The sequence below is a fragment of the Pseudomonas thermotolerans DSM 14292 genome, assembly GCF_000364625.1.
In the GTDB taxonomy this organism is placed as follows: Bacteria; Pseudomonadota; Gammaproteobacteria; order Pseudomonadales; family Pseudomonadaceae; genus Aquipseudomonas; species Aquipseudomonas thermotolerans.
Window position 1 is genome coordinate 101,715 of the sequence record NZ_KB822602.1, and the last position, 14,554, is coordinate 116,268.

Sequence of the window (14,554 nt, forward strand, 5' to 3'; positions counted from 1 at the left end):
TGCCAGTCCGAGGGCTGTATTCGGGAGCAGGTGTTCCGGCCTCCTGGCACCGAACCGGCGAACGCCATGAGCGATCGTCAATCTGCCACTGCAGCGAGCACCCTTCGCTGCTGGATTAAAAAAAACAAACTACAGGGGAGCCCCCCAATGAGTGCAAGCAACCCAACAGTGATCACCTTTGTGGTCTACATTCTGGCGATGGTGCTGATCGGCTTCATCGCCTACCGTGCCACCAAGAACTTCTCCGACTACATCCTCGGCGGCCGTAGCCTCGGCAGTCTGGTGACCGCGTTGTCGGCCGGCGCCTCGGACATGAGCGGCTGGCTGCTGATGGGCCTGCCGGGGGCGATCTTCGTCGCCGGCATCTCGGAAAGCTGGATCGCCATCGGCCTGATCATCGGGGCCTACCTGAACTGGCTGTTCGTCGCCGGGCGCCTGCGTGTGCAGACCGAGCACAATGGTAACGCCCTGACCCTGCCCGACTACTTCACCAACCGCTTCGAGGACCGCAGCCGCCTGCTGCGCATCTTCTCGGCGCTGGTGATCCTGGTGTTCTTCACCATCTACTGTGCCTCCGGCATCGTCGCCGGCGCCCGCCTGTTCGAGAGCATCTTCGGCGTGGCCTACGAGTACGCGCTGTGGATCGGCGCCGCGGCCACCATCGTCTACGTGTTCATCGGCGGCTTCCTGGCGGTCAGCTGGACCGACACCGTGCAGGCCACCATGATGCTCTTCGCTCTGCTGATCACCCCGGTGTTCGTGATCCTCGCCATGGGCGACATGGACGTGGCCATGGCCACCATCGAGCAGGTGGATCCTTCGCATTTCGACATGTTCCGCAACCTGTCCTTCCTGGCCATCATCTCCCTGATGGCCTGGGGGCTGGGCTACTTCGGCCAGCCGCACATCCTGGTGCGCTTCATGGCCGCCGACTCGGTGAAGTCGATTCCCCGCGCGCGGCGCATCGGCATGAGCTGGATGATCCTCTGCCTGGGCGGCGCGGTGGCCGCCGGCTTCTTCGGCATCGCCTACTTCGGCAGCCACCCCGAGCTGGCCGGTCCGGTCAGCCAGAACGGCGAGCGGGTGTTCATCGAGCTGACCAAGATCCTCTTCAACCCCTGGATCGCCGGCATCGTCCTGTCCGGTGTCCTCGCCGCGGTGATGAGCACCCTGAGCTGCCAGCTGCTGGTCAGCTCCAGCGCCCTGACCGAGGACTTCTACAAGGCCTTCCTGCGCAAGGATGCCTCGCAGCGCGAGCTGGTCTGGGTGGGCCGTCTGATGGTGCTGCTGATCGCACTGGTGGCCATCGGAATCGCCTACAACCCGGACAGCAAGGTGCTTGGCCTGGTGGCCTACGCCTGGGCCGGCTTCGGCGCCTCCTTCGGTCCGGTGGTGATCCTCTCGGTGATGTGGAAGGGCATGACCCGCAACGGCGCCCTGGCCGGGATGATCACGGGCGCGGTGACCGTGGTGGTGTGGAAGGAGTTCATCGGCCTGGGCCTGTACGAGATCATCCCCGGCTTCATCCTCGCCACCCTGGCCATCCTGATCTTCAGCCGCGTCGGCCAGGGGCCGAGCCAGAGCATGCTGGAGAGCTTCGCCAAGGCCGAGAAGGAATACCAGGACGCGCACATCTGACGCCTTCAGCCCGGGCGGCGAGTTGGTCGCGCGCCGTCCGGGGTCGGGAGGAGGTCCGTTCATGCCCTCGTCCCGGGGCACACCTGCGACCCGATGTGCTTCGACCGGCCCCGTGGGCCGGTTTTTTTCATCCCTTCAGCCCAGCTCGTGGGCCAGCCATTCGCAGAATGCCCGCACCGGCGGATGACGCTCGCGCCCCGGCACGCAGAGCAGCGAGTAGCCGGCACCGGGCACGCCGATCTCCGGCCGGTACTGCACCAGCAGACCGCTGGCCAGGCTTTCGAGACCAGGATGGTGCCGGCCAGCGCCAGGCCTGTCAGTCCGGGCGTAGAGCCCGGTACTGGCGTCCAGGCGCAGGTTGATCTCCGGGGGGCTCGGCTTCATCGGTATCGAGGACGTCACGGCGATCGCCGTGGCGGACGAGGACGGCGGCGACCTTCGCCCGCTCTGCGCCTACGCCGAGCGCTCCCTGCTGGAGCTGGCAGGGTGTTTCTAGGCGCTCAGCCGGCCCGCATGGAAGGCCGGGGCCGGGTCGGGCGGCACAGGGTTTCGCGGCCCGGCTCCAGGTAGGGGCGCAGGATCGGTTCCATGCCCTTGAGTACCTGCACCGGCAACGCCGAGGTGAAGCGGAAGGCTTCCGCGGCGCGGCCCGGCACGAAGGCGGTGAGGGTGCCGTAGTGACGGTCGCCCAGGTAGAAGGCGAAGGTGGCGGTGCGGTTCATGGCCCGTGAGCTGAGCACGTGGCCGCCGCGGGTCACCGTCTCGATGCGGTTGTCGCCGGTGCCGGTCTTGCCGCCGACCACCAGCGGGGTGCCGTCGGCGAGCTGGAAGTTGCCGGCCAGACGCCGTGCGGTGCCGCTTTCCACCACCTGGCTGAGCACCCCGCGCAGGGCGGCGGCGACTTCCGGCCGCATGACCTGCTCGCCGCGCCCCGGGGCCATGCCCAGGCGCGTCTCGTAGGGGGTGTCGGCGGCGAAGTGCAGGCTGTCGATGCGCACCGTGGGCAGGCGCACCCCGTCGTTCTGGATGATGCCCATCAGCTCGGCCAGCGCCGCCGGACGGTCGCCGGAGCTGCCGATGGCGGTGGCCAGGGACGGCACCAGGTGGTCGAAGGGATAGCCCAGGCGCTGCCAGCGCCGGTGGATGTCGAGGAAGGCCTCCACCTCCAGCATGGTGCGGATGCGCACGTCGCGGGCGCTGCGGTGGCGGCTCTTGAACAGCCAGCCGTAGACTTCCTGGCGCTCGTAGTCGCTGGCCGCCACGGCATCCTTGAAGGTAGCCTGCGGGTTGTTCTGCAGGTAGCCGAGCAGCCACAGCTCCAGCGGGTGGACCCGGGCGATGTAGCCCTGGTCGGACAGGTCGAAGGCGCCGGGGCCGTACTTCACGTACAGCTCGTGGATGCGTTGCGGGCCGATCTTCTCGTGGGGCAGGTGGGCGTTGACGAAGGCTCCGAAGGTGGCCTCGTCGGCCTCTGGCATCAGGTAGCGGTGTACCGCGGCGAGCCGGGTGGCGGTGGGGCGCAGGCCGTCGAGGAAGGTCTCCAGGCGCTCGGCGGCGCTCTTGCCCTGGTACTTGTTCCAGAAGCGCCGCAGATAGACGATGCCTTCGCGGTCGGCGAAGCGTGCCAGGTATTCCTGGCGGCGCGGGTGGCTGTCGTCCCTGAGCAGCTCGGCGCTGTTGTACGGCGCCTGGTAGATGCTGTAGCGAACGATGTCGCGCATCAGACGGATGAACGGCAGGTTGATGGACTCGCGCAGCGCTTCGCGCAGGGTCGGCCGGCGGCCGTTGTCCTCGCGGCGGAAGTTGCTGAAGGTATGTAGGCCGCCGCCGGTGAAGAAGCGCTCGTAGGGGCTGGCCGAGTACTTGCGGTCCAGCGCGGCCTCGAGCATGGCCGGCAGGTCGCCGTGTGGGTGGGCGATCAGGTAGTCGATGGCCCAGCGGCTGATGAAGTCGTTGTCGGCCACTTCCACTTGGCGCAGCTCGGCGGACGTCCGTCCAGCATGGCGCTGGTGCAGTTCGGCGATGATCTCCAGGTAGGTGGCCAGCACCCGCAGCTTGGCGGTGGAGCCCAGCTCCAGCTTGCTGCCTTCGTTGATGTCGAAGGGCTGGCGGGTGCTGTCGGTCTGCACCCGCACCCGCGCGCCGTCGGCGGTGCGCTCGAAGAGGGTGAAGCTGTAGCGTACCTCGGCGGTCTTCTCCGGGGACAGCAGGCGCTCGCCGTACAGGCCGATCTGCTCGGCGAACTCCGGGTCGGCCAGGCGCCGCAGGTAGTCGGTGACCTGGCTCTGCAGCTCGGCGTTGAGGGTGGTGGTGGCCGAGAGGTCGAGGCGGTCGAGGTCGTAGAGTGGCAGACCGAGCAGCATCGACAGGCGGCTGCGCGCCACGCTGATGCCCTTGTTGATCTCCATCGGCTGCACCGCCGGCTGCTGCACCAGATCGCGGAAACGCAGCTCGGCGGCCAGCGCGGCGTCGCGCAGCGACGGGGCGATCACCCCGCCCTTGGCGAGCAGGCGCAGATGGCTGTCGGTCAGCGCGTTCAGCTCGGCGCGGCCGCGGGTCAGGTAATAGGAGGGGCGGCGCTGGGCGATGATCAGCGACAGCACCTGGCGCAGGGCCAGGCCGCGGGCCGCCAGGTTGGCGTCCGGGTGGGCGGGGGCGGCGAGGAGGGCGTTGACCTGCCGGAAATCGGCGCCGTACCAGATGCGCAGGCCGTCGGCCAGGCCGTGGACCTCGCCGTGCCCGGGCGCGGCGGAGAGCGGCACGCTGTTCAGGTAGTCGCGGATGATGTTGCGCCGCGCCTCCTGGGTGTCCGGGCCCTGCCGGTAGGCGCGCACGCTGGCCGAGGCCATCTGCATCAGCTTCTCGGTCGGCGTGGCGGTGCGGCCTTCCGGCGAGTGTCGGAACTTCTCCAGCTGGGTGGCCAGGGTGCTGCCGCCGGCGGACTGGCCGTCCAGGTCGAGGCGCTTGCCGATCTGTGTCCAGGCCGCCATGGCGAAGCGCGGCCAGTCCACCGCAGGGTTGGCGTGGGGCTGTTCGGGGTCCAGTAGATGGCGGTTCTCGATGAACAGCAGGCTGTCGACGATCAGCGGTGGGATGCTTTCGAAGCTCGGGTAGTACTGCTGCGGGTAGCGGAAGTCGTAGATCGGCTCGCCGCGGCAGTCGAGGATGCTCAGCCCGGCCTGGGTCTTCTCTTCGTAGGGCACGTGGAAACCGTGCTGGGCATAGTCGAGCAGAGGCGGGGAGAAGCGCACCTGCTGCTCGATCAGGTAGTCGCGGCGAGTCAGGCGCTCCAGCAGCTGAGGCATTAGGGCGTAGCCGAGGCGCAAATCGAAGGGCCCGGCCTCGGGAAAGCGAATCGCCGGGCTGGGGCCCTGCTCGAGCCGGTAGGTGAGGGTGCTGGCGTACTGGCTGATCTGTCGCGACTGCAGGCTGGCGGTGTGCAACTCGTGGGCAAGGAGCAGGCCGAGGAGGGCGAGGATCAGCAGCAGGACCAGCCAGAAATACGGGCGGAGAGGGCGACGGGGCTCGTGGAGGCGGGAATGATGAAGCTCAGGCGGGCTGCTGATGGGGACAGCCGTGTCAGGTGCATCCGTTTGCCATTGTGCGCCCATGTAAATCTTGGCCCTGGCTGTGGATTCGGTACTGCTGAATGTCAGCTTAGGCGGTGGCCCCGGCAGCGTCGAGTGCGCCGCCGGCGCTTGGTGCGTGGCGCCAGACTGGCCTAGACTGCCCGGAAGATCGTATTGTGCGCACTGCCTGCCCCGTCGAACCTTTGCCCCGTCCGGTCATGAGTCCCGCCATCATGCAGCACGATCATCGCGAACAGCTCAAGCGCAGCTGGCAGGCCAATGCCGACGCCTGGGCCGCTGCGGTGCGCGAGCGGCGCATCGAGAGCCGCCGGCTGGTCACCGATGCGGCCATTCTGCGCGCCATCCTGGCCCTCGCCCCAAGCCGGGTGCTGGACGTGGGCTGCGGCGAGGGCTGGCTGTGCCGTGGTCTGGCCGCCCACGGCATCGAGTCGGTGGGGGTGGACGCCTCGGCGCCGCTGATCGAGGTGGCCCGCGCGGCGGGCAAGGCGCAGTACCGGGTATGCGGCTATGCCGAGCTGGAGAGTCAGGCCGACCTGCTCGGCCGCTTCGAGCTGCTGGTGTGCAACTTCGCCTTGCTGGAGGAGCCCCTGGCGCCCATCCTGGAGAGCCTGCACAGCCTGCTGGTGCCGGGCGGAAAGCTGCTGATCCAGACCCTGCACCCGTGGAGCGCGCGCGGCGCGGGCCCCTACCAGGACGGCTGGCGGATCGAGACCTTCGAAGGCTTCGGCGAGGGCTTCCGCGAACCCATGCCGTGGTTCTTCCGCACCCTGGAGTCCTGGCTGGCGCTGCTCCACGAGACCGGCTGGCGCCTGCACTGGATGCAGGAGCCGCTGCACCCGGACAGCGAGCAGCCGGTGTCGCTGCTGCTGTTGCTCGATTCGGCGCGACGCTAGGGGCGCGCCACGGCGGGCCGGCGCCCGGTCCTTTCGGTCAGCGCGGGGGAGTCCCGGCGGCGGCCCCGGCGTTCCGGCAGGAGAGGCTCCCATGCGCTTTCCGCTCAACCTCGACGTCCCCGCCATCGCCTGGGCGAGACGCCCAGTGCCAGTCGGAGATCCTCGAGGAGCTCTGGGGAGCTGGCGCTGTTCGCCGATCCCTTCGGCCACGGCTTCTGCCTGTTGCAATGGCGCGGCCGTGACTACGACCAAGCAGTCTGAGTCAGGGGGCCACTGCCATGTCCAGCATCGCCACGAATACCCGTGTCAATCTGATTCCCTGCCTGCGCTACCGCGACGCGCCGGCGGCCATCGACTGGCTGTGCCGGGTCTTCGGCTTCGCCGAGCACTTGGTGGTGCCCGACGGCCAGGGCGGCATCCTGCATGCCGAGCTGGTCTGCGGCAACGGCATGATCATGCTCGGTTCCTCGCGGGACGAGGATTCGCCCTACGGCAAGCGCATGCGCTTGCCGCGCCAGGCTGGCGGCAACACCCAGAGCCTGTACATGGTGGTCGACGCGGTGGACGAGCTGTACGCCCGGGCCAAGACTGCCGGCGCCGAGATGATCGTGGAGATCAAGGATGAGGACTACGGCGGCCGCGGCTTCACCTGCCTGGACCCGGAGGGCCATGTGTGGAGCTTCGGCAGCTATGATCCCTGGCAGGTTGAGTGAATACGGAGAACGAAGGATGCGGATGACGGAACTGGCCGGCGTGCAGGTGCCGGTGATCGGCCAGGGCACCTGGCGCATGGGCGAGGAGCGCAGCGAGAGGCGCCGCGAGGTGGCGGCCCTGCAGCAGGGCATCGAGCTGGGCCTGACGCTGATCGACACCGCCGAGATGTACGGCGAGGGTGGCGCCGAGGAGGTGGTCGGCGAGGCCATCCGCGGGCGCCGCGAGCGGGTGTTCCTGGTCAGCAAGGTCTACCCGCACAACGCCGGCCGCCGCGGCCTGCCGACGGCCTGTGAGCGCAGCCTGCGCCGTCTGGGCACGGAGTGCATCGACCTTTACCTGCTGCACTGGCGCGGCGCCTACCCGCTCGAGGAGACGGTGGAGGCCTTCGAGCGCCTGCGCGAGCAGGGCAAGATCCGCCGCTGGGGAGTCTCCAACTTCGACGTGGACGACCTGGAGGAGCTGGGCGAGCCCGCCTGCGCCACCAACCAGGTGCTCTACAACCCTGAGGCGCGGGGCATAGAGTTCGACCTGCTGCCCTGGCAGCAGCGGCGCGGGATGCCGCTGATGGCCTACTGCCCGGTGGGCCAGGGCGGCCGCCTGCTGGGCAGTCCGGCACTGCGCGAGGTCGCCGCGCGGCATGCGGCGACGCCGGCCCAAGTGGCCCTGGCCTGGGCACTGCGTCAGCCCGGGGTGATCGTCATTCCCAAGGCGGTGGATGCGCTGCATCTGCGCCAGAACGCGGCAGCCGCCGCGCTACAGCTGAGCGACGAGGACCTGCGGCTGATCGATGCCGCCTATCCGCCACCGACCCGCAAGCGCTCGCTGCAGATGGTCTAGCCGTGAAGAACCCATGGAGGCTCGGAGTGTTCAGCCATGAGCATGTCCGACTGACGGCGTCGCCTGGAAATGGCTGGGGGCGTGGCGTCCGGTGGTCCCGCATGGTACGGACCATTCCCTCACCCGTGCACGGGCGAGGCTAGCTAGGTACGGCCAGAGGGGAGGGTGATCGGGAGCAGCCGCCGAGCCTCCCGATGCGCGCGGTCGCCTTTGGCTGGAATCACGGCTACGCCTGGCATCGAGCGTACCCATGGCATCGTCCGCTGCTGTCCACGCCCCTCGGTCGCGAGACACGACCTCTCGACTCCTCGCATCCGGTCGGGGCCGGCTGCGTCCGGCGCACGCATTTTTCTCGCCGGGCCTGCGCCAGCGCGGCCTGCAACGTTTAAACTGCGCCTTTCCGAAGCTTTCCGTCGCATTCCTGCAAGGCGCGGAGAAGCGCAGGTGGGCGCTGTAAGAAGTTGTCGCATCGCGGTAATGCCCGCCTCGGATCAGTCCCTACAATCCTTCAGTACTTGCCGCCACGGCAGTGCGCTATTTCCAGGAGAACTTCGATGTCCGTTCAGCACGAACCGGTGCAGCGCGCCGATTTCGACCAATACATGGTGCCCAACTATGCACCCGCCGCCTTCATTCCGGTGCGTGGCGAGGGCTCGCGCGTCTGGGACCAGAGCGGTCGAGAGCTGATCGACTTCGCCGGCGGCATCGCCGTGAACTCCCTGGGCCACGCGCATCCGGCGCTGGTCAAGGCACTCACCGAGCAGGCCGGCAAGATCTGGCACGTTTCCAACGTGTTCACCAACGAGCCGGCCCTGCGCTTGGCCAAGAAGCTGGTCGGCGCCACCTTCGCCGAGCGGGTGTTCCTCGCCAACTCCGGCGCCGAGGCCAACGAGGCGGCCTTCAAGCTGGCCCGCCGCTACGCCAACGACGTCTACGGTCCCGAGAAGTACGAGATCATCGCCGCCAGCAACAGTTTTCACGGCCGTACCCTGTTCACCGTCAACGTCGGCGGCCAGCCCAAGTATTCCGACGGCTTCGGGCCGAAGATCGAGGGCATCACCCACGTCCCCTACAACGACCTGGAGGCCCTCAAGGCGGTCATTTCCGCCAAGACCTGCGCGGTGGTCCTCGAGCCGGTACAGGGCGAGGGCGGCGTGTTGCCGGCCGATCAGGCCTACCTGGAGGGCGTGCGCGAGCTGTGCAACCAGCACAACGCGCTGCTGGTGTTCGACGAGGTGCAGAGTGGCATGGGCCGTACCGGCGAGCTGTTCGCCTACATGCACTACGGGGTGACTCCGGACATCCTGTCCAGCGCCAAGAGCCTGGGCGGTGGCTTCCCGATCGGCGCCATGATGACCACCAGCGAGATCGCCAAGCACCTGTCGGTGGGCACCCACGGCACCACCTACGGCGGCAACCCGCTGGCCTGCGCGGTGGCCGGGGCGGTGTTCGACGTGATCAACAGCCGCGAGGTGCTCGACGGGGTCAAGTCCAAGCACCAGCGCTTCAAGGCCCGCCTCCAGGAGATGGGCGCCAAGTACGGCATCTTCAGCGAGGTGCGCGGCCTCGGCCTGCTGATCGGCGCGCAGTTGAGCGAGACCTGGAAGGGCAAGGCCCGCGACGTGCTCAACGCCGCCGAGCAGGAGGCGCTGATGGTCCTTCAGGCCGGTCCGGACGTGGTGCGCTTCGCGCCCAGCCTGGTGATCCCGGACGCCGATATCGACGAGGGTCTCGAGCGTCTCGAGCGGGCTATCGTCAAGCTGACCCGGTAGTGATCGTGCCGCCCGCCCCGGAAAGGGGCGGGGCCTGCCGCCCGAGCGGGTTGGTAGGCTCCCGGGAGTAACCCACTTGTGAGTTACTCGCGGAATCCGAGTTCCGTATGTGCCGCGGTACCGCTCTCGAACCGTGGCTTTGGCCGGGCGACCGCGTTGTCCGGAAGTTTCTTCAGAAGGAGTGACAGCATGCTGGTGATGCGTCCCGCGCAAATGGCTGACCTGGCCGAAGTTCAGCGCCTTGCCGCAGACAGCCCGGTAGGCGTCACTTCGCTGCCCGACGACGCCGGGCGCCTGGGCGAGAAGATCGCCGCCTCGGAGGCCTCGTTCGCCGCCGAGGTCAGCTTCAACGGCGAGGAAAGCTACTTCTTCGTCCTCGAGGACACCGACACCGGGCGGCTGGCCGGCTGCTCGGCGATCGTCGCCTCGGCCGGCTACACCGAGCCCTTCTATAGCTTCCGCAACGAAACCTTCGTGCACGCTTCGCGGGAGCTGAAGATCCACAACAAGATCCACGCCCTCTCGCTGTGCCACGATCTGACCGGCAACAGCCTGCTGACCAGCTTTTACGTCGAGCGGCCGCTGGTGGACAGCGTCTACGCCGAGCTCAACTCGCGCGGGCGCCTGCTGTTCGTCGCCTGCCACCCGGAACGCTTCGCCGACGCGGTGGTGGTGGAGATCGTCGGCACCAGTGACGAGAACGGCGATTCGCCGTTCTGGGACGCTGTGGGGCGCAACTTCTTCGACATGAACTACGCCGAGGCCGAGCGCCTGTGCGGCCTGAAGAGCCGTACCTTCCTCGCCGAGCTGATGCCCCACTACCCGATCTACGTGCCGCTGCTGCCGGATGCTGCCCAGGAGGCCATGGGCCAGGTCCATCCCCGCGCGCAGATCACCTTCGACATCCTGATGCGCGAAGGCTTCGAGACCGACCACTACATCGACATCTTCGACGGCGGTCCGACCCTGCACGCGCGCACCTCGAGCATCCGCTCCATCGCCCAGAGCCGCGTGGTGCCGGTGCGCATCGACGATGGCGCCGGGCCTGGCGGCCGCCAGTACCTGGTGTGCAACGGCCAGCTGCAGGACTTCCGTGCGGTGGTCGCCGAGCTGGACTGGGTGCCCGGCCAGCCGGTCAGCCTGAGCCGCGAGGTGGCCGAGGCCCTGGGCGTCGGCGAGGGCTCCAGCATCCGGCTGGTGGCGGTTTGAAACAGGGGCGGCGAGCCCGTCCGCGCGCTTGCCGTCCGCTTTTAGCTGATCCGGAGGATCTATGATCGTTCGTCCCGTTCGCAGCGCCGACCTGCCGGCTCTGCTCGAGCTTGCCCGCAGCACGGGCGCCGGTCTGACCACCCTGCCGGCCAACGAGGAGCGCCTGACGCACCGGGTCGGCTGGGCCGAGAAGGCCTTCCGCGGCGAGGCCGAGCGGGCCGACGCCGACTATCTGTTCGTGCTGGAGACCGACGACGGCAAGGTGGTCGGCATCTCCGCGGTGGCTGGCGCCGTGGGCCTGCGCGAGCCCTGGTACAACTACCGGGTCGGTCTGGTGGTCAGCGCCTCCCAGGAGCTGAAGATCCACCGGCAGATTCCCACCCTGTTCCTGGCCAACGACCTGACCGGTAACTCCGAGCTGTGCTCGCTGTTCCTGCATGCCGAGCACCGCAGCGGGCTGAACGGCCGTCTGCTGTCCAAGGCGCGCTTCCTGTTCATCGCCGAGTTCCGCCACCTGTTCAGCGACAAGGTGATCGCCGAAATGCGCGGTATGTCCGACGAGAACGGCCAGTCGCCGTTCTGGGAAAGCCTCGGCCGGCACTTCTTCAAGATGGAGTTCAGCCAGGCGGACTACCTCACCGGGGTGGGCAACAAGTCGTTCATCGCCGAACTGATGCCTAAGTTCCCGCTCTACACCTGCTTCCTCTCGGAAGCCGCGCGCAACGTGATCGGCCGCGTGCATCCGGACACTGAGCCGGCGCTGGCCATGCTCAAGGCCGAGGGCTTCAGCTACCAGGGCTACGTCGACATCTTCGACGGCGGTCCGGCCATCGAGGCGGAAACCGACAAGATCCGCGCAGTGCGCGACAGCCAGGTGCTGGTCCTGGCGGTGGGTACCCCCGGCGAGGATGCGGTGCCCTACCTGATCCACAACCGCAAGCTGGAAGACTGCCGGATTACCGTCGGCCAGGCCCGCAGTGCCGCCGGTACCCTCGTGGTGGACGCGCAGACCGCTCGCCGCCTGCGCCTCGGCGCCGGCGACCAGGTGCGCGCGGTGCCCCTGTCGGCACGGGAGAGCAACCCATGACTACTCACTACGTCGCCGGCCACTGGCTGGCAGGGCAGGGCGAGGCCCTGGAATCCCTGAACCCGGTCACCCAGGCGGTGATCTGGAGCGGCCGTGCCGCCAGCAAGGCGCAGGTGGACGCGGCGGTGACCGCCGCCCGCGCTGCCTTCCCGGCCTGGGCACGGCGCCCGCTGGAGGAGCGCATCGCCATCCTCGAAGCCTTCGCCGCCACCCTCAAGGCGCGCAGCGACGCGCTGGCTCGAGCCATCGGCGAGGAGACCGGCAAGCCGCTCTGGGAGTCGGCCACCGAAGTGACCAGCATGGTCAACAAGGTCGCCATCTCCGTGCAGGCCTACCGCGAGCGCACCGGCGAGAAGCGCGGTCCGCTGGGCGATGCCACAGCCGTGCTGCGCCACAAGCCGCACGGCGTGGTGGCGGTGTTCGGTCCCTACAACTTCCCCGGCCACCTGCCCAATGGCCATATCGTCCCGGCGCTGCTGGCCGGCAACACGGTGATCTTCAAGCCCAGCGAGCTGACCCCCAGGGTCGCCGAGCTGACCGTGCAGTGCTGGATCGAGGCCGGCCTGCCGGCCGGGGTGCTCAACCTGGTGCAGGGTGCCCGGGAAACCGGCGTGGCCCTCGCCGGCCACCCGGACATCGACGGCCTGTTCTTCACCGGTTCGAGCCGCACTGGCAACCTGCTGCACAGCCAATTCGCTGGCCATCCGGAAAAGATCCTTGCCCTGGAGATGGGCGGCAACAACCCGCTGGTGGTCGACGAGGTGAAGGACGTGGACGCCGCGGTTTACACCATCATCCAGTCGGCCTTCATCTCTGCCGGGCAGCGCTGCACCTGCGCGCGCCGCCTCCTGGTGCCGCTCGGCGCCTGGGGCGATGCCCTGCTGGAGCGCCTGGTGGCGGTGGCGGCGAGCCTGCGGGTCGGTGCCTTCGACGAGGAGCCGGCGCCCTTCATGGGCTCGGTGATCTCCCTGGCCGCCGCCGAGCACCTGCGCGAGGCCCAACAGCAGCTGATCGCCAACGGTGCCGTGCCGCTGCTGGAGCTGACCCAGCCGCTCGACGGCGCCGCGCTGCTCACCCCGGGCATCCTCGATGTCAGCGCGGTGGCCGAGCGTCCCGACGAGGAGTTCTTCGGCCCGCTGCTGCAGGTGATCCGCTACGACGGCTTCGACGCCGCCATCGCCGAGGCCAATGCCACCCGCTACGGGCTGGCGGCGGGCCTGCTTTCCGACTCGCGGGAGCGCTTCGAGCGCTTCTGGCTGGAGAGCCGCGCCGGCATCGTCAACTGGAACAAGCAGCTCACCGGCGCGGCCAGCTCGGCGCCCTTCGGCGGCGTGGGCGCTTCCGGCAACCACCGGCCGAGTGCCTACTACGCGGCGGACTACTGCGCCTACCCGGTCGCCTCGCTGGAGAGCGAAGTGCTGAGCCTGCCCACCACCCTGACTCCGGGAGTTTCCCTGTAATGACCGCCTATGAGATGAACTTCGATGGCCTGGTCGGCCCGACCCACAACTACGGCGGCCTGTCTTACGGCAACGTCGCCTCGCAGAGCAATAGCCAGGCGGTGTCCAACCCTCGCGAGGCGGCCTTGCAGGGCCTGACCAAGATGAAGGCGCTGATGGACATGGGCTTCAAGCAGGGCGTGCTGGCCCCGCAGGAACGCCCGGACGTCGCCGCCCTGCGCGCCCTGGGCTTCTCCGGCAGCGACGCCGAGGTGATCGGCAAGGCAGCCAGGGAGGCGCCGGTGCTGCTCGCCTCCTGCAGCTCGGCGTCCAGCATGTGGACCGCCAACGCCTGCACCGTCAGTCCCAGCGCCGACACCGCCGACGGCCGCGTGCACTTCACCGCCGCCAACCTCAACTGCAAGTTCCACCGCAGCATCGAGCATCCCACTACCAGCCGGGTGCTCGCCGCGATGTTCGCCGACGAGCGCCATTTCGCCCATCACCCGGCGCTGCCGGCGGTGTCCCAGTTCGGCGACGAGGGCGCGGCTAACCACACGCGCTTCTGCAAGAGCTACGGTGAGCCCGGCGTGGAGTTCTTCGTGTTCGGGCGCAGTGCCTTCGACAGCCGCTACCCGGTGCCGCAGCGCTACCCGGCGCGGCAGACCCTGGAGGCCTGTCAGGCGGTTGCCCGACTGCACGGGCTGAGCGAGGAGGGCGTGGTCTACGCCCAGCAGAACCCGGCGGTGATCGACCAGGGGGTGTTCCACAACGATGTGATCGCGGTGGGCAACGGCGAGGTGCTGTTCCACCACCAGGACGCCTTCCTCGACAGCGAACGGGTACTTGCCGAGCTGGCGGACAAGCTGGCCCGCCGCGGCGGCCGCTTCCGCGCCATTTGCGTGCCGCGTGACGCGGTGAGCGTGGAGGACGCGGTGCAGTCCTACCTGTTCAACAGCCAGCTGCTGACCCGCACGGACGGCAACATGCTCTTGATCGTCCCCGAGGAGTGCCGGCAGAACCCGCAGGTCTGGCAGTACCTGACGCAGCTCACCGGCGAGGAAGGGCCGATCCGCGAGGTCAAGGTCTTCGATCTCAAGCAGAGCATGCAGAACGGCGGCGGCCCGGCCTGCCTGCGCCTGCGCGTGGCGCTCAAGGAGGAGGAGTTCCAGGCGGTCAACCCCGGCGTGGTGCTGACCCCCGAGCTGTACACCCGGCTGGTGGCCTGGGTGGAAAAGCACTACCGTGATCGCCTGACCGAGGCCGATCTGGCCGACCCGCAGCTGCTGGTCGAGTGCCGCACGGCCTTGGATGAGCTGACCGGCATCCTTAAACTGGGATCGGTCTACCCTTTCCAGATCAACTGAGAACCCGC

At 68.4% G+C, this 14,554-nt stretch carries 11 protein-coding genes and 1 pseudogene; 10 read left to right on the plus strand and 2 right to left on the minus strand.

Translation table 11 applies throughout. The annotated features are described in order from the left end of the window. The first annotated feature begins 147 nt into the window (after window positions 1-147). Window positions 148-1,638: a sodium/proline symporter PutP gene (gene putP, locus H165_RS0104520; RefSeq protein WP_026146353.1), complete on the plus strand. Its 1,491-nt coding sequence runs from the start codon at window positions 148-150 to the stop codon at window positions 1,636-1,638. Window positions 1,639-1,773: 135 nt separating this feature from the next. On the opposite strand, the pseudogene H165_RS0104525 reads toward putP, so the two are convergent. Then, window positions 1,774-1,952: pseudogene (locus H165_RS0104525) on the minus strand (LysR family transcriptional regulator); the annotation flags it as partial. A 44-nt stretch (window positions 1,953-1,996) separates the two neighbouring features. On the opposite strand from H165_RS0104525, the gene H165_RS19565 reads away from it, so the two are divergent. Continuing rightward, on the plus strand, window positions 1,997-2,134 hold the full coding sequence (locus H165_RS19565) for a hypothetical protein (protein WP_017937725.1): 138 nt from the start codon (window positions 1,997-1,999) through the stop codon (window positions 2,132-2,134). A 4-nt stretch (window positions 2,135-2,138) separates the two neighbouring features. Here the strand turns inward: H165_RS19565 and H165_RS0104535 are convergent, their stop codons facing one another. Beyond that, a complete protein-coding gene (locus H165_RS0104535; protein WP_017937726.1) occupies window positions 2,139-5,249 on the minus strand; it encodes a transglycosylase domain-containing protein in 3,111 nt (1,036 codons plus the stop codon). Between the two features lie 191 nt (window positions 5,250-5,440). Here H165_RS0104535 and H165_RS0104540 point away from each other — a divergent pair, with 191 nt between their 5' ends. From H165_RS0104540 to astB, 8 genes are all read left to right on the plus strand, one after another. Next, a complete protein-coding gene (locus H165_RS0104540; protein WP_017937727.1) occupies window positions 5,441-6,121 on the plus strand; it encodes a class I SAM-dependent methyltransferase in 681 nt (226 codons plus the stop codon). Window positions 6,122-6,399: 278 nt separating this feature from the next. Beyond that, a complete protein-coding gene (locus H165_RS0104545; RefSeq protein WP_017937728.1) occupies window positions 6,400-6,834 on the plus strand; it encodes a VOC family protein in 435 nt (144 codons plus the stop codon). 16 nt (window positions 6,835-6,850) lie between these two features. Beyond that, window positions 6,851-7,672 (plus strand): aldo/keto reductase, encoded by an 822-nt coding sequence (locus H165_RS0104550; RefSeq protein WP_026146355.1) that lies wholly within the window; start codon window positions 6,851-6,853, stop codon window positions 7,670-7,672. A 554-nt stretch (window positions 7,673-8,226) separates the two neighbouring features. Further along, a complete protein-coding gene (locus tag H165_RS0104555) occupies window positions 8,227-9,444 on the plus strand; it encodes an aspartate aminotransferase family protein (protein ID WP_017937730.1) in 1,218 nt (405 codons plus the stop codon). A 189-nt stretch (window positions 9,445-9,633) separates the two neighbouring features. Continuing rightward, window positions 9,634-10,653 carry an arginine/ornithine succinyltransferase subunit alpha gene (aruF, locus tag H165_RS0104560; RefSeq protein WP_017937731.1) on the plus strand — a complete coding sequence of 340 codons (1,020 nt, stop codon included), beginning with the start codon at window positions 9,634-9,636 and terminating at the stop codon, window positions 10,651-10,653. 61 nt (window positions 10,654-10,714) lie between these two features. After that, on the plus strand, window positions 10,715-11,740 hold the full coding sequence (gene astA, locus H165_RS0104565) for an arginine N-succinyltransferase (RefSeq protein ID WP_017937732.1): 1,026 nt from the start codon (window positions 10,715-10,717) through the stop codon (window positions 11,738-11,740). Then, on the plus strand, window positions 11,737-13,200 hold the full coding sequence (gene astD / locus H165_RS0104570) for a succinylglutamate-semialdehyde dehydrogenase (RefSeq protein WP_017937733.1): 1,464 nt from the start codon (window positions 11,737-11,739) through the stop codon (window positions 13,198-13,200). The genes astA and astD overlap by 4 nt, the downstream gene beginning before the upstream one ends. Continuing rightward, window positions 13,200-14,546 carry an N-succinylarginine dihydrolase gene (gene astB, locus H165_RS0104575; RefSeq protein WP_017937734.1) on the plus strand — a complete coding sequence of 449 codons (1,347 nt, stop codon included), beginning with the start codon at window positions 13,200-13,202 and terminating at the stop codon, window positions 14,544-14,546. The genes astD and astB overlap by 1 nt, the downstream gene beginning before the upstream one ends. Window positions 14,547-14,554: the final 8 nt, after the last annotated feature.

What these genes read in the sequence shown, in the direction of transcription:
- putP (WP_026146353.1), top strand. Translation starts at nt 148, where the DNA reads ATGAGTGCAAGCAACCCAACAGTGATCACCTTTGTGGTCTACATTCTG.
- H165_RS0104535 (WP_017937726.1), bottom strand. Translation starts at nt 5,249, where the DNA reads ATGGGCGCACAATGGCAAACGGATGCACCTGACACGGCTGTCCCCATC.
- H165_RS0104540 (WP_017937727.1), top strand. Translation starts at nt 5,441, where the DNA reads ATGCAGCACGATCATCGCGAACAGCTCAAGCGCAGCTGGCAGGCCAAT.
- H165_RS0104545 (WP_017937728.1), top strand. Translation starts at nt 6,400, where the DNA reads ATGTCCAGCATCGCCACGAATACCCGTGTCAATCTGATTCCCTGCCTG.
- H165_RS0104550 (WP_026146355.1), top strand. Translation starts at nt 6,851, where the DNA reads ATGCGGATGACGGAACTGGCCGGCGTGCAGGTGCCGGTGATCGGCCAG.
- H165_RS0104555 (WP_017937730.1), top strand. Translation starts at nt 8,227, where the DNA reads ATGTCCGTTCAGCACGAACCGGTGCAGCGCGCCGATTTCGACCAATAC.
- aruF (WP_017937731.1), top strand. Translation starts at nt 9,634, where the DNA reads ATGCTGGTGATGCGTCCCGCGCAAATGGCTGACCTGGCCGAAGTTCAG.
- astA (WP_017937732.1), top strand. Translation starts at nt 10,715, where the DNA reads ATGATCGTTCGTCCCGTTCGCAGCGCCGACCTGCCGGCTCTGCTCGAG.
- astD (WP_017937733.1), top strand. Translation starts at nt 11,737, where the DNA reads ATGACTACTCACTACGTCGCCGGCCACTGGCTGGCAGGGCAGGGCGAG.
- astB (WP_017937734.1), top strand. Translation starts at nt 13,200, where the DNA reads ATGACCGCCTATGAGATGAACTTCGATGGCCTGGTCGGCCCGACCCAC.